The following is an 18,224-nucleotide window of genomic DNA, read 5'->3' as shown; positions in this document are numbered from 1 at the left end:
TTGGCCCGACAGGAGCGGTCGGACGGGCGGTTGTTTAGCTGAGGAAGCGGGCCACCGCGGGCTGCCGACGGCAGGAGCAGTCGGCAGCGGCAGAGGTGGATAAGAGACAGGAGCAGCGGGCCGCCGGCAGGCGCGGCGGGCGGGACCGGGTCGGGCCGGTCGAGGTCCTCGGCCGCGGTGAGCAGGGTGGCGACCACGTAGCCGAGGACGGCGAGGAACGGCGCGACCGCCAGCGCCGCCGGCGAGCCGAGCCGCAGCGGCGTGATCACGCGGGTGCCGACAGCGGCGAGTTCGGCCGGCGAGGGCCCGGCACCGAGCAGCTCGCCGAGCTGCCAGGCGGCCAGCGAGGCCAGCACCGCGCCGACGGCGAGAGCCAGCACGGTGGCGACCCCGCGGCGGCGGCGCAGCCGCCACGCGACCAGCCCGGCCACCAGCCCGAGGCCGCCGAGCAGGAGGGTGAGGACGCCGTCGTCGGCGAAGGGCAGCTCGGCCGAGGGCCGCCCGACGGGGACCAGGCCGTCTGCGGTGACCTCGAAGGTCGCGCGCGGCGCCAGCACCCACCAGAGCAGCCCGGCCGCGACCCCCGCCAGCAGCAGCACGGCGACCAGCACCAGCGAGCCGCGCAGGTCGGCGCGCAGCTCGGCACGGCCGGGCCACGGAGCACCCCCGCCCCAGCGGGCGGGGCGGACCGGCGGTGGCCCGGCGGGAGCGACTGCGGGGGTGCTGTCCACGGCCCCAGTCAACCCCGCCCGGCCGGCCGTCTCATCCCCGGTGGCGGGGCTGCCGGTCAGCGCGGGACCCCCGCCCCGTCCCGGGCAGGCTCCGTCCAGAGGCACGCCGCCAGCCTGCGAGGAGGCCGGGGTCCTCAGAGCAGGGCGACACTGGTCGGGCCCAGCAGCGCCTTGATGTCCCCCATCAGCGCCGTGCTGGGCCGCACCCGCAGGCCCTGGTCGAGCCGCAGCACGGTCTCCCGGCCGCCGTTGAGCAGCTTGAGGTGGACCTCCGTCGTCCCCGGGTGGCTGCCCAGGACCTCACGGAGCCGCTCGACGACCGGCGGGGTGCAGCGGGCCGCCGCCATCGAGACCAGCACCGGGCCGCGCGCGCCCTCGGTGAGCTCGGGGATGGTGACCTCGGAGCCGAACAGCGAGGGCTGGTCGTCGCGGCGGCTGATCCGGCCCTTGACCACGACGATCTGGTCGCGGACGACCTTCTCGGAGACCTCCGCCCACGTCTTCGGGAAGAAGAGCACCTCGATGCCGGACTCGAGGTCCTCGAGGGTCGCGATGGCCCACGGCGCCCCCTGCTTGTTGGTGCGCGGGGCGACCGAGGTGAGGATGCCGGCGATGGTGACGTTGGCGCCGTCCTCGACGCCGCCGGTGTTGATCTCGGCGATCGGCGTGTCCGCGTTGGCCGCGAGCACGTGCTCCACGCCGTGCAGCGGGTGGTCGGACACGTACAGGCCGAGCATGTCGCGCTCGAACACCAGTCGCTCGGACTTCGACCAGTCCGCGGTGGGGATCGCGATGTCCAGCGCCCCGCTGAACGGGTCGTCCTCGCTGGAGTCACCGAAGCTGCCGAAGAGGTCGAACTGCCCCTCGGCCTCCTTGCGCTTGAGCGCCATGGCCGAGTCGACGGCCTGGGCGTGCACCGCGACGATGCCCTGCCGGGAGTGGCCGAGGGAGTCGAACGCCCCGGCCTTGGCCAGGGACTCGATGACCTTCTTGTTGCAGGCCACCGTGTCGATCTTGCGCATGAAGTCCGCGAAGTCCTTGAAGGCGCCCTTCTCCTCGCGGGCCCGGCGGATCGAGTCGACCACGTTGTGCCCGACGTTGCGCACCGACGCGAGACCGAAGCGGATGTCGGTACCGACGGCGGTGAAGTCCCAGGACGACTCGTTCACGTCCGGCGGGAGCACCTTGATGCCCATCCGCCGGCACTCGGCCAGGTAGATCGGCCGGCGGTCCTTGTCGTCGCCGACGCTGGTCAGCAGCCCGGCCATGTACTCGGCCGGGTAGTTGGCCTTGAGGTACGCCGTCCAGTAGGACACCAGGCCGTAGGCGGCCGAGTGGGCCTTGTTGAAGGCGTAGTCGGCGAACGGGACGAGGATGTCCCACAGCGTCTTGATCGCCGCGTCGGAGAAGCCGCGCTCCTTCATGCCGGCCTCGAAGCCGACGAACTCCGCGTCGAGGACCGACTTCTTCTTCTTGCCCATCGCCCGACGCAGCAGGTCGGCCTTGCCGAGGGAGTACCCGGCGACCTTCTGCGCGATCGCCATGACCTGCTCCTGGTAGACGATCAGGCCGTAGGTCGTGCCGAGGATGTCCTCCAGCGGCTCGGCCAGCTCCGGGTGGATCGGCGTGATCTCCTGCTGGCCGTTCTTGCGCAGCGCGTAGTTGGTGTGCGAGTTCGCACCCATCGGCCCGGGCCGGTACAGCGCGCCGACGGCGGAGATGTCCTCGAAGTTGTCCGGCCGCATGAGGCGCAGCAGCGAGCGCATCGGGCCGCCGTCGAACTGGAAGACGCCGAGGGTGTCACCGCGGGCCAGCAGGGCGTAGGTGGCCGGGTCGGTGAGGTCCTTGCTGATCTCGTCGAGGTCGATCGGCTCCTTGCCGTTCGCGACGATGTTGCGCAGCGCGTCGTCGATGACCGTGAGGTTGCGCAGGCCCAGGAAGTCCATCTTCAGCAGGCCGAGCGTCTCGCAGGTCGGGTAGTCGAACTGCGTGATGACCGCGCCGTCGGCCTCGCGCCGCATAATCGGGATGCTGTCGATCAGCGGGTAGCGGCCGATGATGACGCCGGCGGCGTGCACGCCCCACTGGCGCTTCAGCCCCTCGAGCTTGCGTGCCTGGTCGACGACCTCGGCCGCGCCGGGGTCGGACTCGTAGCGGGCGCGGAACTCCGCGGCCTCCTTGTAGCGCGGGTGCGCCGGGTCGAAGATCCCCGACAGCGGGATGTCCTTGCCCATGACCGTCGGCGGCATCAGCTTGGTCAGCTCGTCGCCGACCGAGTAGGGCCGGTCGAGCACGCGGGCGGCGTCCTTGATCGCGGCCTTGGCCTTGATGGTGCCGTAGGTGACGATCTGGCTGACCCGCTCCTCGCCGTACTTCTGCGAGACGTACTGGATGACCTCGCCGCGCCGGCGGTCGTCGAAGTCGATGTCGACGTCGGGCATGGAGACGCGCTCGGGGTTGAGGAACCGCTCGAAGATCAGGCCGTGCGCCAGCGGGTCGAGGTCGGTGATGCCCATGGCGTAGGCGGCCAGCGAGCCCGCGGCCGAGCCACGGCCCGGGCCGACGCGGATGCCGTTGTCCTTGGCCCAGTTAATGAAGTCGGCGACCACGAGGAAGTACCCCGGAAAGCCCATCTGCGTGATGATCCCGACCTCGTAGTCGGCCTGCTTGCGCACGTGGTCGGGGATGCCGTTCGGCCAGCGCTTGTGCAACCCGCGCTCGACCTCCTTGACGAACCAGGAGGTCTCGTCCTCCCCCGGCGGCAGCGGGAACCGGGGCATCAGGTCCGCGCCCTCGGTGAACTGCACCTCGCACTGCTCGGCGACCAGCAGCGTGTTGTCGCAGGCCTCGGGCAGCTCGCTGAACAGCGCCCGCATCTCCGCGGCGGACTTCAGGTAGTAGCCGTCGCCGTTGAACTTGAAGCGGTTGGTCTCGTTGAGCCGCGACCCGGTCTGGATGCACAGCAGGGCGTCGTGGGCCTCGGCGTCCTCGCGGTGCGTGTAGTGCAGGTCGTTGGTGCCCAGCAGGGGGATGCCAAGCTCCTTGGCGATCTCCAGCAGCGCCGGCCGGGTCTTCTTCTCGATGGCCAGCCCGTGGTCCATGACCTCGGCGTAGAAGTTCTCCTTGCCGAAGATGTCCTGGAAGTCGGCGGCTGCCTGCCGGGCCTTGTCGTACTTGCCGGCCCGCAGCCACATGTTGACCTCACCGGAGGGGCAGCCGGTGGTGGCGATGAGGCCCGTGCCGTAGCGCTCGAGCAGGTCGCGGTCGAAGCGCGGCTTGCGGTACTGCCCCTCGAGGCTGGCCATCGAGGAGATCCGGAAGAGGTTGTGCATCCCCTGCGTGGTCCGCGCCAGCAGGGTCATGTGCGTGTAGGCGGCCTTGCCGCGCGAGGACCCGCCCTCGCCGTCCTCGTCGATGAGGTTGTCGCCGAAGTCGAACGGCGCGCGGTCGAAGCGCGAGCCGGGCGTGTAGTAGCCCTCCATGCCGATGATCGGCTTCACGCCGGCGGCCTTGGCCTGCTTGTAGAAGTCGTAGGCGCCGAAGACGTTGCCGTGGTCGGTCATCGCCAGCGCGGGCATCCCCTGCTCCGCGGCGGCCTTGGTGACCTCCGGCAGCTTCGCCGCGCCGTCGAGCATCGAGTACTCGGTGTGTACGTGCAGGTGCACGAACGAGTCGGACGACGGGGTGCTCACGGGCCTTGGTGCTCCTCACGGGTCGTGCGTGCCCGGCCGTCGGGGTCCGCGGCGGGCGACCGGTGGGGAAGACCGGCAGGGCGGTGCGCGGCCGACGGGCCCGGCGCCGGGGTGTGCCCGGCGCCGTCGGGTCGGTGGGTCGATCCTCGCACCTGCAGAGGTCTACCCCGAGCCTCTGACAGGACGTGTCTCGCCCTCGGCGGACCGATCCGTCACACCAGCGCGCACCGCATCGTGACGTGGGCGATGCCGGCCTCCTCGTACACGTCCCCGACCGCGGTGTAGCCGGCCCGCTCGTAGAAGCCCCGGGCCGACAGCTGGGCGTGCAGCTCCACCTCGGTCAGGCCCAGCGCGCGAGCCTGCCGGTGCAGCTCGGCGAGGACGGCGGCGCCGTGGCCCCGCCCGCGGGCCGGGGCGTCGACCGCCATCCGGCCCACCACCGCCCGGCCGTCGCGGACCAGCAGCCGCCCGGTGGCCACCACGCGACCCCCGTCGTCCTCGGCGAGGGCGTGCACGGCGGTGGCGTCGTGCGCGTCCTGCTCGATCTCGGGCGGCACGCCCTGCTCCTCGACGAAGACCCGGGTGCGCAACGCGGCCACCTGCGGCCAGTCCGCGGCCGTGGCCCGCCGGGCGTTCACGCGACCTCCTCGCGGCGCCCGTCGGCGCGGACCCGCCGCGCTGCTGCCTCCGTGCGGGAGCGCGCACGCTCGCTCACGTCGGCCGCCGGACGACGTCCGGGAGCGCCGACGTGGGCACCAGCAGGAAGCGCAGGTCGATGAGGGCGTGCAGGACGACGGGCAGCAGCAGCGACCCGGTGCCGACGTACAGCCCCGCCATGACGCCGCCCAGGACGCCGGTGGTCACGATCCCCGCGACGCCCTGGTAGGCGTGCGCCAGCCCGAACGCCACCACGCCGATCGCGACCAGCACCGGCGTCGACAGGCCGCCGCCGACCGCGGCGACGACGGCGAGCAGGAAGCCGCGGTAGAGCCACTCCTCGCAGACGCCGGCGGTGACCCCGACCAGCGTGAACAGCCGCCGCTCCGCCGTCGTCCGCGGCAGTAGCGCCACGGTGGCGTGCACGGCGGGCTCGGCGTGCCGCCCCTCCCCCGGCCGGCGCAGCTCGGCCGCCGCCCGCGCCAGCCCGCCCGAGCGCAGTGCCCGCGTGGAGACGACGACGAAGCCGAGGACCAGCACAGTGGCCGCGACGGCGACCGGGCCCGGCCACGCCTGCGGCCAGCGCAGGCCCACGGCGGCGGCGTCCACCCCGGGCGCGGCCAGCCACACCACCAGGGCGAGCACCGCCAGCCCCCACTCGAGCACCAGCAGCCGTCCGTAGAAGGACCGCCGGGCGCCGTCGTCGGTGCGCAGCCGGCCTTCGAAGCGGCGGTGCAGCACGTGCCCGACCACCGGCTCGCCGACCACCAGGTAGCCGGCGACCACGACCGCCGACAGCGCGGCCGGGCCGAAGTCGCCCAGCGCGCCGGGCAGCCCGACGGCGTTCACGGCCGAGCTCGCACCGACGTCAGGACTCGGCGCGCAGGATGTCGAGCGCGCCGGCCAGGTCGGGCGGGAAGGAGCTGGTGAACTCCATCAAGGAGCCGTCGGCCGGGTGCGGGATCCCCAGGCGCGCGGCGTGCAGCCACTGCCGGGAGACGCCCAGCCGGGCGGCCAGCGTCGGGTCGGCGCCGTACATCGCGTCGCCGACACAGGGGTGCCGCATCGCCGAGAAGTGCACCCGGATCTGGTGGGTGCGGCCGGTCTCCAGCCGGATGTCGACCAGGCTGGCGGCCGGGAAGGCCTCGACGACCTCGTAGTGCGTCACCGACGGGCGCCCGCCCTGGACGACGGCGAACTTCCAGTCGTGCCGCGGGTGCCGGTCGATCGGGGCATCGATTGTGCCGCGCGACGGGTCGGGGTGGCCCTGCACGAGGGCGGCGTACCCCTTCTCGACCGTGCGCTGCTTGAACGCCGCCTTGAGCGCGGTGTAGGCCCGCTCGCTCTTGGCCACGACCATCAGCCCCGTCGTCCCGGCGTCCAGCCGGTGGACGACGCCCTGCCGCTCGGCGGCGCCCGAGGTGGCGATCCGGTACCCGGCGGCGGCCAGCCCGTCGACGACGGTGGGCCCCTCCCAGCCGGGGCTGGGGTGCGCGGCGACGCCGACGGGCTTGTCGACCACCACGATGTCGTCGTCGTCGTGGACGACGGTCAGGCCGGTGACCGGCTGGGGCGGGGCCGGCTCGCCGGGCGGCGGGGGCAGCTCCACCTCCAGCCAGCTGCCGCCGCTGACCCGGTCGCCCTTGCCGCGCACCCGCCCGTCGAGGACGACCGCGCCCGCGTCGGCGAGGTCGGCGGCCGCGCCGCGGGAGAGGCCGAAGAGCCGGGACAGCGCCTGGTCGACGCGCTGGCCCTCGAGCCCGTCGGGCACCGGGAGCGCTCGGTGCTGGCCCGCGGGGTTGCTCACGGCGTCCATTCTGACCGTCACAGCGGGAGGCCCGGCAGCTGAGCTGCTCAGTCGCGCGCCGGGGCGTCGTCCCCGGCGCTGCGGGAGCCGTCGAACTCGATGCCGCGCAACGCCAGGACCACCCCCAGCACGCCCCCGCACACGATGGCCGAGTCGGCCACGTTGAAGACCGGGTAGACCTCGCCGTCGGGCCCGAACACCGAGATGAAGTCGACGACCCCGCCACGCAGGAAGCCCGGCTCGCGGAAGACCCGGTCGACGAGGTTGCCCACCGCCCCGCCCAGCACCAGGCCCAGCGCGACGGCCCAGCCGGTGGAGAACAGCCGGCGTGCCGTGCGCACGATGACGACTGCGACGACGGCGGCGATGAGCGTGAAGACGACGGTGAAACCCTCGGCGAAGGAGAACGCCGCGCCCGTGTTCCGGGTGTGCGTGAGGTACAGCGCCCCGCCGAGCAGCCGGATGTCGGCGCCGCGCTCGATCGTCACGACGACGATCAGCTTGGTGGCCAGGTCCAGGGCCAGCACCGCCAGTGCGAGCAGGAGCAGCAGCCGGGTGCGGGGACGCCGTCCGGACGTGCCGGACGCCGCGACGGCGCCGTCCTGGGGGTCGCTCGTCTCGGACAGGGAGGGCTCCTCGGTCGATGGCCTGGCGGGGCCGGCGCGGCCGGTGGGCGCCGTCCCGACCGACCATAGCCGCGGGGGCCGGGCGGCCCTGCCGCCCCACCGCGCCGGGCCGCAACTCGGACCGGGTGTGATCCATCTCATCGCACTCTGCGACACATCTCACCACGCGGAGTGACACGTTGAGGGGCGAGCTGGTCGATGTTGGGAGAGCACCCGTTCTCTCTCCCCGAGCAGGGAAGGTCCCCGTGTCCACCGATCTCGCCCCGGCCACCGACCCCGACGTAGTCCTGGTCGGCGGTGGCGTCATGAGCGCGACCCTGGCGTCGCTGCTCGGTGTCGTCGCCCCCGACTGGAGCGTCACCGTCTTCGAGTCCGGGCCGGCGGTGGCCGGCGAGAGCTCCGGTCCCTGGAACAACGCGGGCACCGGTCACGCGGCGCTGTGCGAGCTCAACTACACGCCCGCCGGGCAGGACGGCTCGGTCGACGTCAGCAAGGCCGTGACCATCAACGAGCAGTTCCAGGTGTCGCGGCAGTTCTGGTCGCACCTGGTCCGCTCGGGGCTGACCGGGTCGCCGAAGGACTTCATCACCCCCGTCCCGCACGTCAGCTTCGTGACCGGCGAGGCCGGCCGCGCCTACATGCGCACCCGCCACGAGGCGATGTCGGCGCAGCCGGTGTTCGAGGGGCTCGAGTACGCCGAGGACGCCGCCGCCCTGGCCGAGTGGCTGCCGCTGATGATGGCCGGGCGCCCCGCCGACCAGGTGGTCGCCGCGACCCGCTCGGCCGCCGGCACCGACGTCGACTTCGGGTCGCTGACCCGGCTGCTGTTCGACGCCGCCGAGGAGCGCGGCGTGCACGTGCACGTCAACCAGCGGGTCACCGACGTCGAGCGGCGGGACGACGGCCGCTGGACCGTGACGGTCCGGGACACCGTGAGCGGCGAGGAGCGCACCGTCCGCACCCGGTTCCTGTTCGTCGGGGCCGGCGGCGGCGCGCTGCCGCTGCTGCAGAAGGCCGCCATCCCCGAGATCCGCGGCTTCGGCGGCTTCCCGGTCAGCGGCATGTTCCTGCGCACCAGCTCCCCCGAGCTGGTCTCGGCGCACCAGGCGAAGGCCTACGGCCAGGCCGCCGTCGGCGCGCCGCCCATGTCGGTGCCGCACCTGGACCTGCGCCTCATCGACGGCGACCACTCGCTGCTGTTCGGTCCCTACGCCGGCTTCTCGCCGAGGTTCCTCAAGGCCGGCTCGATGTTCGACCTGCCGCTGAGCGTCAAGCCGAACAACCTGAGCTCGATGCTCGGCGTCGCCCGCACCGAGATGGCGCTGACCCGCTACCTGATCGGCGAGCTGCTCCAGTCCCGCAAGGCCCGACACGAGACGCTGACCGCGTTCGTGCCGCTGGCCGAGCAGGAGGACTGGGAGATGGTCACCGCCGGCCAGCGGGTGCAGGTCATCAAGCGCGACCCGGCGACCGGCCGCGGCGTCCTGCAGTTCGGCACCGAGCTGGTCGTGGGCGGCGAGGGGACGATCGCCGGTCTGCTCGGCGCCTCACCCGGCGCCTCGACCGCCGTCTCGGCGATGCTCACCGTGCTCGAGCGCTGCTTCCCCGACCGGACCGCCGCCTGGCGCCCGAAGCTGCAGGAGGCCATCCCCTCCTACGGCCGCCGGCTCAACGAGGACCCGGCGCTGCTGGCCGAGGTCCGCGCCGAGACGATGCAGACCCTCGAGCTCAACGGCTGAGCGAGCCACTCCACGTCAGACGCCCTCTCACCCCACGGTGAGGGGGCGTCTCGCGTGTGTTCGGCCTGACGACTCCAGGGAAGGTGCTGCCCCATCCGTCGTCCGGAGCGCGTCTTCCCCGAAGTCGTCGCCTGGGCGCGGCCGGGACACGGGCAGCGGCTCCGCGGCGGCCGGGGACGGCGCCTGGCCGCGGTGGCCCGGTGGCGGGGGCCCGGAGGGTCTCCCGACCGGGACACGGGCAGCGGCTCCGCGGCGGCCGGGGACGGCACCTGGCCGCGGTGTCGGCCGGTAGGCCACATGATCAATCGACCTCCGACACCGCGCCGGTCTCGCCGCGCCAGGTGGCCAGCCGGCCGGCCCGGCTGACCGCGCGCAGCCGCCGCTCGGCCTCCGCCCGCGAACCACGGGCGGAGACCAGCAGCGCCTGGTCACCGCGCATGAACCGGGTCGTCGGGCCGGGCACGAACGCCCGCCCGTCGCGGACGATGAGCACCACCGCGGCGTCCTCGGGCAGCCGCAGCTCCGGCAGGTACACCCCGTGCAGCCGGGAGCCGGGCGGCACGGTAACCTGCATCAGCTCGGCGTCCAGCTCCTCCAGCGGCGCAGCCTCGACCTGCACGTCCCGGGGCGTGATGGGGGTGGCGATCCGCAGGCGCCGCGCGACCCACGGCAGCGACCAGCCCTGGACGATCGTGAAGACGACGACCAGCACGAAGACCGTGTCGAAGACGGTCGTCGCCCCAGGGACCTGCGCGGTCAGCGGGATGATCGCCGCGACGATCGGCACCGCCCCGCGCAGGCCGGCCCAGGAGATGAACACCTGCTGAGCCCACGGGAACCGGAACCACACCAGGCTGGCCACCACCGACAGCGGCCGGGCGAGCAGCAGCAGCGCGCCACCCACCACGAGCGCCGGCCCCACGGCGTCGGACAGCCGGCCCGGCGACACCAGGAGGCCGAGCAGGACGAACAGGCCGATCTGCGCCAGCGACGCCATGCCCTCGGCGAACCCGATGCTGGCGGCGCGGTGCGGCAGCGCGGCGTTGCCCAGCACCAGCCCGCAGAGGTAGACGGCGACGAAGCCGGACGTGTGCGCCAGCGACGCCGACGAGTACGCGAGCACGCAGAGCGCCAGCGTCGCCAGGGGGTAGAAGCCGGCCACGGGAAGCGCCACCCGGCGCAGCAGCGCCGCGCCCCCGAAGCCGATCCCGATCCCGATGACGGCGCCTCCGGCGAGCTCGGCGGCCACCACCAGGCCGACCAGCCACCACGGCTGCGTCGCCGCCCCGGTCAGCGACTCGGCCAGCACGGTCACGAGCAGGATGACCGGAGCGTCGTTGAGGCCGCTCTCGGCCTCCAGGGAGGCGGCCAGCCGCCGCGGGAGAGGCAGTCGCCGCAGCGTCGCGAAGACGGCCGCGGCGTCGGTCGAGCTGATGACCGCGGCCAGCAGGAGGGCGAAGCCCCAGTCGTAGCCGAGGACCAGGACGGCGACGGCCGCAGTCACGCCCACGCTGACCGCGACGCCGACGGTGGACAGCGCGACCCCGGGTCCGATCGCCCGACGGACGTCGGCCCACCGCGTCGTGAGACCGCCCTCCGCCAGGATGACGACGAGAGCGGCGTACGCCAGCGTGTGGGTGAGGCGGTAGTCCTCGAACTGGACGCCGAGGCCGCTCTCACCGATGGCCACCCCGAGGGCGAGGTACAGCAGCAGGCTGGGCAGTCCCAGCCGATCCGCCAAGCGGAGCGCCACGGCCGCCACGAGGACGACGACCGCGCCCGCGGCGAGCGCGACGGTGACCGTCGTGTTCACCGCGTGCTCCCGTCCACCTCCGCAGTCTCCCGTACGCCGAGGCCAGCGCCGGTCTGCGACCCGGCGGCCCCCGGACGGCCCTGCGGGGACGGGCGGCGGAACCGGGTGGCGGCCTCGGGGACAATGGAGCGGTGAGCTCATCCGGCCCCTTCCGCGCGCTGCCCCCTCAGGTCGACCTGCCCGCCCTGGAGCAGGAGGTCCTGGGCCGCTGGGAGGCCGACAAGGTCTTCGCCCGCACGCTCGAGGCCTCCGCCGGCCGGCCGCAGTGGAACTTCTACGAGGGGCCGCCGACCGCCAACGGCCGCCCGGGCACCCACCACATCGAGGCGCGCGCGTTCAAGGACGTCTTCCCCCGGTTCAAGACCATGCAGGGCTGGCACGTGCCCCGCCGCGCCGGCTGGGACTGCCACGGCCTGCCGGTCGAGATCGCCGTCGAGCAGGAGCTCGGCTTCGCCGGCAAGCCGGACATCGAGCGCTACGGCATCGCCGAGTTCAACGCCCGCTGCCGCGAGTCGGTCATGCGGCACGTCGACGCCTTCAGCGACCTGACCCGCCGGATGGGCTACTGGGTCGACATGTCCACGGCCTACTGGACGATGGACCCGGCCTACATCGAGAGCGTGTGGTGGTCGCTCAAGCAGGTGCACGGCAAGGGCCTGTTGGTCGAGGACCACCGGGTGGCGCCGTACTGCCCGCGCTGCGGCACCGGCCTGTCTGACCACGAGGTGGCCCAGGGTTACGAGACGATCACCGACCCCTCGGTCTACGTGCGGCTGCCGGTCACCGACGGCGAGTGGGCCGGGAAGGCCGACCTGCTGATCTGGACGACGACGCCGTGGACGCTGCCGTCGAACACCGCCGTCGCCGTCCACCCAGACGTCGTCTACCTCGTCGCCCGGCGCGGGGACGACACCCTCGTGGTCGCCGAGCCGCTGCTGGCCGCGGTGTTCGGCGACACCGACGACGTCGAGGTGCTGGCCCGCACCACCGGTCGCGACTGGGAGCGGACGCACTACCGCCGTCCCTTCGACCTGGTGGAGTTCCCCGAGGGTGAGGACAGCCACTTCGTCGTCCTGGCCGACTACGTGACCACCGACGACGGCACCGGGCTGGTGCACCAGTCCCCCGCGTTCGGCGCCGACGACCTCGCCGTCTGCCGCGGCTACGGGCTGCCCGTGGTGAACCCGATCGACGCGACCGGCCACTTCCTCCCCGAGGTCGGCCTCGTCGGCGGGCACTTCTTCAAGGCCGCCGACCCCGCGCTGGTCGAGGACCTGCAGTCCCGCGGCGTGCTGTGGCGCGAACAGCGCTACGAGCACAGCTATCCGCACTGCTGGCGCTGCCACACGCCGCTCATGTACTACGCGCAGCCGTCCTGGTACATCCGCACCAGCGCGGTCAAGGACCAGCTGCTGGCCGAGAACGAGAAGACGTCCTGGCACCCCGAGCACATCCAGTGGGGCCGTTACGGTGACTGGCTGCGCAACAACGTCGACTGGGCGCTGTCCCGCGACCGGTACTGGGGCACGCCGCTGCCGGTCTGGCGCAACGACGCCGACCCCGGCCGCATGGTCGTCGTCGGGTCGCTGGCCGAGCTCTCCGAGCTGACCGGCCGCGACCTGTCCGACCTCGACCCGCACCGCCCGTTCATCGACGAGGTGACCTTCACGCTACCCGGCGAGGAGGGCACCTACCGGCGGGTGCCGCAGGTCATCGACGCCTGGTACGACTCCGGCTCGATGCCCTTCGCTCAGTGGGGGGCCCCGTACCGCAACCAGGCGGAGTTCGAGGCGGCCTACCCGGCGCAGTTCATCTGCGAGGCGATCGACCAGACCCGCGGCTGGTTCTACTCGCTCATGGCCGTCGGCACGCTCGTGTTCGAGCAGAGCTCGTACGAGAACGTGCTGTGCCTGGGGCACATCCTGGCCGAGGACGGCCGGAAGATGAGCAAGCACCTCGGGAACATCCTCGAGCCGATCCCGCTGATGGACCGGCACGGCGCCGACGCCGTCCGCTGGTTCATGCTGGCCGGCGGCTCGCCGTGGTCGGCCCGCCGGGTCGGGCACGAGACGCTGTCCGAGGTGGTCCGCAAGGTGCTGCTCACCTACTGGAACACCGCCAGCTTCTTCACCCTCTACGCCGAGACCAACGGCTGGGACCCGACCTCGAGCCCCGCCTCGGCGCCGGCCGAGCGGCCGCTGCTGGACCGCTGGGCGCTGGCCACCCTCGCGCAGGTCACCGAGGGCGTCACCGCGGCGATGGAGGACTTCGACACCCAGGGCGCCGGCCGGTTGATCGCGCAGTTCGTCGACGACCTGTCCAACTGGTACGTGCGCCGCTCGCGCCGGCGGTTCTGGGACGGTGACCCCGCGGCGTTGGCCACGCTGCACGAGGTGCTCGACGTGCTGACCCGGCTGATGGCGCCGTTCACACCGTTCGTCACCGAGGAGGTCTGGGCCCGCGCGGTCGCGCCGGGGGTGGTCGGGCGGGACGGATCAGAGGTCGCGGTCGACAGCGTGCACCTCGCCTCGTGGCCGGCCGTCGATGAGGACGCCCGCGACCCGCAGCTGGTCGAGCAGGTGGCCCTGGTGCGCCGGCTGGTCGAGCTGGGCCGCTCGGCGCGCACGTCGGCCAAGGTGCGCACCCGCCAGCCGCTGGCCCGTGCCGTGGTGGCGGCGCCGGGCTGGGCGGAGCTGCCGCGTGACCTGGTGGCCGAGGTCGCCGACGAGCTCAACGTGGCCGGGCTGCTGGACCTCTCCGCCGTCGGAGGCGACCTGGTCGACGTCAGCGTGAAGGTCGACTTCCGCGCGGTCGGGCGCCGGCTGGGCAAGCAGGTGCAGGCGGTGGCCAAGGCGGTCGCGGCCGCCGACGCGCCGGTCCTGGTGGCCGCCTACCGCGCCGGGACGGCGTCGGTGGAGGTCGACGGCGCCACCGTGCCGCTGGAGGACGGCGACCTGGTCGTCACCGAGACGCCCCGCGAGGGCTGGACCGTGGCCAGCGGCGGCGGGCTGACCGTCGCGCTGGACCTGGAGCTGACCCCGGAGCTGGAGCGGGCCGGCCTGGTCCGCGAGGCCGTGCGGCTGGTGCAGGAGGCCCGCAAGAACGGCGGGCTGGCCGTCAGCGACCGCATCGAGCTGTGGTGGACCGCGGACGGCGCGATCGCCCAGGCCCTGACCGAGCACGGTGCCCAGGTGTCCGACGAGGTGCTCGCCGTCCGCATGCACGCCGGCACCGCCGGGGACGGCGAGGGCATGGAGGGCCCGGCGGGCTCCCGCTTCTGGATCGCCCGCGCCACCGACTGAGCGGAGGAGCCGCGTGCGGGCTCAGTAGCCGCGCGCGGCCGTCCCGGGCACCGCCCTGAGCCTGCGAAATGTGGAGAGGACGGGCGGCCCTCCTGCAGGGTCCCGCCGCGAGCCTGCGAGTGGCGGGGGGCAGGAGGGTCCTCTTTCAGTTGCCGCGCGCGGCCTGTCGGCGGGAGCGCTCGGTGTCGGCGAGGTGGCGCACCGGGCGGCAGGTGCCGCACGGCGTGAAGCCGTCGGTGCGCGCCTCGACCATGGGCAGGCCGATCCCCTCACGGCCCTCGAGGAACGGGCAGCCGGCCAGGTGGTAGCGCGGGTGCTCGTCGACGACCAGCACCTCGTCGGCCAGGTCGACGACGAGCAGCAGGTCGGTGACCTCGACGTCCTCCTCGCCGGGCTCCCCCGTCGCCGGGTCCACGGGAGCCTCGCGCGGCTCGTGGGCGCCGCGACGGGCCGGCGGGGCCTCCGGCGGATGGCCGTTTCCCACGGGCGCGGCCGCGGCGGACGCCGGCTTCTCCGCCGCCGCGTCGGCCGCCGGCTGCTCGACGGGCGGTCCCGGCTCGGACTCCGCGGGCCGGGCCGCGGACGGCGCCGCGGGTGACTCCACGGGAGCCTGCGCGAGCGCCGGCTCCGGCGTCCGGACCGCCGTCGCGCCGGCCGGCTCGTGCGGGCGCTCCGGGGCCCGGACCCCCGGCTCGCGAGCCGGGCCGCTGTCCGCTGTCGACACCACGGGTTCCTGCGCCGTACCGGGCGCCCGGGCGCCGGCCGGCTCGGCCCGCGCGGGGGTCTCCGACGCCCGGCGCTCGAAGTCGCCGGCCTCGCGCGCCATGCGCAGCCGCGCCACCACCAGCACGACGGCGGCGCCGCCGCACGCCGCCACGCAGCCCCAGTAGAGCGCCGTCGTGCCGGTGACGATGCCGCCGACGAACAGGCCCAGACCCAGGAGGACCAGCAGGCCCGCGACCAGGACCACCGCAGGCTCCTAGGCGGCCGGGGCCGGTGCCGCGCGCCGGGGCCGCGGGTCAGTCGTGCGCATGCGAGACCCGTACCCCGGTCTCGGCGGAGAAGACGTGCTCCTCGCCCGGGCGGATGGCCACGTGCACGACCTCGCCCTTCGCCGGGGGGCGGCGGGCGTCGGCCCGGAGCACCAGCGGACCGGTCGCGGCAGCCGCGGCGGCCTCGTCCTGCAGGCGGCCGTACGCGAAGGCGTCCGAGCCGAGCTCCTCCACCACCTGGACCTCGACCGGGATGCCCTGTCCGGGCGCCACGAACTCGACGGCCTCCGGGCGGAAGCCGAGGGTGGCCGTGCGGCTGCTCTCGGCGGCGAGGGCGGTGAGCACCGACCGGGGCAGCGGGACCGGGTGCCCGCCGAGCACCGCCCCGCCCTCGGTCAGCGGCACCGACACCAGGTTCATGGCCGGGGAGCCGATGAAGCCGGCGACGAACTCGTTGACCGGCCGGTCGTAGAGGGCGCGCGGGGTGTCGACCTGCTGGAGGACGCCCTCCTTGAGCACCGCCACCCGGTCGCCCATGGTCATGGCCTCGACCTGGTCGTGGGTCACGTAGACCGTCGTCGTCCCGAGGCGGCGCTGCAGCCCGGCGATCTCGGTGCGGGTCTGCACCCGGAGCTTGGCGTCGAGGTTGGACAGCGGCTCGTCCATGAGGAAGACCTGCGGCTGGCGCACGATCGCCCGGCCCATCGCCACCCGCTGGCGCTGCCCGCCCGACAGGGCCTTGGGCTTGCGGTCCAGGTACTGCTCGAGGTCGAGCAACCGGGCCGCCTCGCGCACGCGGGTCAGGCGCTCCTCCTTGCCCATGCCGGCGATCTTGAGCGCGAAGCCCATGTTGTCGGCCACGGTCATGTGCGGGTAGAGCGCGTAGTTCTGGAACACCATCGCGATGTCCCGGTCCTTCGGCGGCAGGTGGGTCACGTCGCGGTCGCCGATGCGGATCGACCCGTCGGTGACCTCCTCCAGGCCGGCCAGCATCCGCAACGACGTCGACTTGCCACAGCCCGACGGGCCCACGAGGACGAGGAACTCCCCGTCGGCGATCGACAGGTCCAGCGCGTCGACCGACGGTCGGGTCGCGCCCGGGTAGACGAGCGTCGCCCGGTCGTACGTGATGGCGGCCATGGGATCCCTCCTGCGCCGGTGCAGAGCGGGCCCACTGTGACACGCGACCGGTCGGGCAACCAGCGACGGTCCGGCTCCGCACCCGCCCGGGTGCCCAACCGTGACCCGGCCGTGACCTGCCCGGACACCCGGCGGACGGGTCACGGTCTCGTGTCGAAACCGTTACAGACCGGCCCCGTCTGGCCCCCCGCGGTGACGTTATCGTCCCCGGGCGAACGTGACGGCCCGCACGGTGCCGTCGACGCGTAGCTACGCATCGCGGCGGCCACGCCGCAGGAGTCCGGAGGAAGACACATGAACATGCGCGCGAGAGGCCGGCGCTCGACGGCCCTGGCCGGGGGCCTGGGTGTGGCGCTCGTGCTCGCCGGCTGCGGGGCCAGCGAGACCAGCAGCGGTGGCGGCGGCGGCGGGACGGCGGAGGGCTCCGACCTGACCATCGACTGCGCCCCCTACGAGGAGTTCGGCGACCTGCAGGGCGAGACTGTCAGCATCTACACCTCGATCGTCGACCCCGAGGACCAGCCGCACATCGACTCCTACGTGCCCTTCGAGGAGTGCACCGGCATCGACGTGCAGTACGAGGGCTCCCGCGAGTTCGAGGCGCAGCTCGTCGTCCGCGTCCAGAGCGGCAACGCGCCCGACATCGCCTTCATCCCGCAGCCGGGTCTGCTGGCCACCCTGGTCGGCACCGGCGCCGTCGTCCCCGCGCCCGCGCAGGTCGAGGCCAACGTCGACGAGTTCTGGGACGAGAGCTGGAAGGCCTACGGCACCGTCGAGGGCGAGTTCTACGCCGCTCCGCTGGGCGCCAACGCCAAGTCCTTCGTCTGGTACTCGCCGTCGGCGTTCGAGGAGGCCGGCTACGAGATCCCGCAGACCTGGGACGAGATGATCGCGCTCTCCGACCAGATCGCCGCCACGGGCGCCAAGCCGTGGTGCGCCGGCATCAACTCCGGTGACGCGACCGGCTGGCCGGCCACCGACTGGCTGGAGGACGTCGTCCTGCGCTCGGCCGGCCCCGAGGTCTACGACCAGTGGGTCAACCACGAGATCCCCTTCAACGACCCGCGGATCGTCGAGGCCCTCGACACCGTCGGCGGCATCCTGAAGAACCCCGACTACGTCAACGGCGGCCTCGGCGAGGTGCAGTCCATTGCCTCCACCGAGTTCGGTGACGCCGGTCTGCCCATCCTCGACGGCAGCTGCTGGATGCACCGGCAGGCGTCCTTCTACCAGGCGAACTGGCCGGAGGGCACCGAGGTGTCCGAGGACGGCGACGTCTTCGCCTTCCCGCTGCCCCCCATCGGGGCCGACGGAGCCGCTCCGGTCCTCGGCGGTGGCGAGTTCACCGCCGCGTTCAACGACCGGCCGGCGACCCAGGCGCTGCAGACCTACCTGTCCTCGGCCGACTGGGCCAACGTCAAGGCCCAGGTCTCCGGCCCCGGCTGGGTCAGCGCCAACACCGGTCTGGACATCGAGAACCTGACCTCGCCGGTCGACCGGCTCGCCGCCGAGCAGTTCCAGGACCCCGACGCGGTGTTCCGCTTCGACGGTTCGGACCTGATGCCCGGTGAGATCGGCGCCGGCGCGCTGTGGACCGAGCTGACCAACTGGATCGCCAACGACAAGCCGACCCAGCAGGTCCTGACCGACGTCGAGAACGCCTGGCCGGCGTCCTGATCCCCGCGGTCCGGGCAGCCACCGGCTGACCGGACCGCACCGCCCACC

General features: G+C 73.5%; 11 protein-coding genes and 1 pseudogene. 3 read left to right on the top strand and 9 right to left on the bottom strand.

From position 1 onward, the window contains the following. The 6 genes and pseudogenes from CNO22_RS07025 to lspA form a co-directional block, all read right to left on the bottom strand. Positions 1–731: pseudogene (locus CNO22_RS07025) on the bottom strand (DUF2567 domain-containing protein); the annotation flags it as partial. A gap of 134 nt (positions 732–865) precedes the next feature. After that, positions 866–4,423, bottom strand: a complete 3,558-nt coding sequence (dnaE, locus tag CNO22_RS07020) for a DNA polymerase III subunit alpha (RefSeq protein WP_198588156.1) — start codon at positions 4,421–4,423, stop codon at positions 866–868. A gap of 212 nt (positions 4,424–4,635) precedes the next feature. Beyond that, positions 4,636–5,061, bottom strand: coding sequence for a GNAT family N-acetyltransferase (locus tag CNO22_RS07015; protein WP_100498634.1), 426 nt, complete (start codon positions 5,059–5,061; stop codon positions 4,636–4,638). 73 nt (positions 5,062–5,134) lie between these two features. Beyond that, entirely contained in the window at positions 5,135–5,929 is a 795-nt protein-coding gene (locus CNO22_RS07010) for a CPBP family intramembrane glutamic endopeptidase (protein ID WP_100498633.1), read from the bottom strand. A gap of 19 nt (positions 5,930–5,948) precedes the next feature. Next, on the bottom strand, positions 5,949–6,896 hold the full coding sequence (locus CNO22_RS07005; protein ID WP_100498632.1) for an RluA family pseudouridine synthase: 948 nt from the start codon (positions 6,894–6,896) through the stop codon (positions 5,949–5,951). A gap of 38 nt (positions 6,897–6,934) precedes the next feature. After that, positions 6,935–7,654 (bottom strand): signal peptidase II, encoded by a 720-nt coding sequence (lspA, locus tag CNO22_RS07000; protein WP_232806854.1) that lies wholly within the window; start codon positions 7,652–7,654, stop codon positions 6,935–6,937. Between the two features lie 104 nt (positions 7,655–7,758). Here lspA and mqo point away from each other — a divergent pair, with 104 nt between their 5' ends. Further along, positions 7,759–9,252, top strand: coding sequence for a malate dehydrogenase (quinone) (gene mqo, locus CNO22_RS06995; protein ID WP_100498631.1), 1,494 nt, complete (start codon positions 7,759–7,761; stop codon positions 9,250–9,252). A 301-nt stretch (positions 9,253–9,553) separates the two neighbouring features. Here the strand turns inward: mqo and CNO22_RS06990 are convergent, their stop codons facing one another. Beyond that, positions 9,554–11,065, bottom strand: coding sequence for a potassium/proton antiporter (locus tag CNO22_RS06990; RefSeq protein WP_100498630.1), 1,512 nt, complete (start codon positions 11,063–11,065; stop codon positions 9,554–9,556). 131 nt (positions 11,066–11,196) lie between these two features. Here CNO22_RS06990 and ileS point away from each other — a divergent pair, with 131 nt between their 5' ends. Continuing rightward, complete coding sequence (ileS, locus tag CNO22_RS06985; RefSeq protein WP_100498629.1) at positions 11,197–14,367, top strand: isoleucine--tRNA ligase; 3,171 nt, start codon at positions 11,197–11,199, stop codon at positions 14,365–14,367. A gap of 145 nt (positions 14,368–14,512) precedes the next feature. Here the strand turns inward: ileS and CNO22_RS06980 are convergent, their stop codons facing one another. Together CNO22_RS06980 and CNO22_RS06975 are read right to left on the bottom strand one after the other, a co-directional pair. Then, the gene (locus tag CNO22_RS06980; RefSeq protein WP_100498628.1) at positions 14,513–15,337 is read right to left on the bottom strand and encodes a hypothetical protein; all 825 of its coding nucleotides are present in this window, start codon (positions 15,335–15,337) and stop codon (positions 14,513–14,515) included. Positions 15,338–15,386: 49 nt separating this feature from the next. Next, positions 15,387–16,499 (bottom strand): ABC transporter ATP-binding protein, encoded by a 1,113-nt coding sequence (locus CNO22_RS06975; RefSeq protein ID WP_100498627.1) that lies wholly within the window; start codon positions 16,497–16,499, stop codon positions 15,387–15,389. A gap of 294 nt (positions 16,500–16,793) precedes the next feature. Here CNO22_RS06975 and CNO22_RS06970 point away from each other — a divergent pair, with 294 nt between their 5' ends. Continuing rightward, entirely contained in the window at positions 16,794–18,176 is a 1,383-nt protein-coding gene (locus tag CNO22_RS06970) for an ABC transporter substrate-binding protein (protein ID WP_198588155.1), read from the top strand. Positions 18,177–18,224 lie beyond the last annotated feature (48 nt).

This window comes from Geodermatophilus chilensis, assembly GCF_002802985.1.
Classification (GTDB): domain Bacteria; phylum Actinomycetota; class Actinomycetes; order Mycobacteriales; family Geodermatophilaceae; genus Geodermatophilus; species Geodermatophilus chilensis.
The sequence above is the reverse complement of the archived record's forward strand: the minus strand, read 5'-3'. Positions and strand labels throughout refer to the sequence as shown.

Coding starts and splice junctions, on each gene's coding strand:
- CNO22_RS07005 (WP_100498632.1), bottom strand. CDS start 6,896: ATGGACGCCGTGAGCAACCCCGCGGGCCAGCACCGAGCGCTCCCGGTG.
- lspA (WP_232806854.1), bottom strand. CDS start 7,654: ATGAGATGGATCACACCCGGTCCGAGTTGCGGCCCGGCGCGGTGGGGC.
- CNO22_RS06975 (WP_100498627.1), bottom strand. CDS start 16,499: ATGGCCGCCATCACGTACGACCGGGCGACGCTCGTCTACCCGGGCGCG.
- CNO22_RS06970 (WP_198588155.1), top strand. CDS start 16,794: ATGAACATGCGCGCGAGAGGCCGGCGCTCGACGGCCCTGGCCGGGGGC.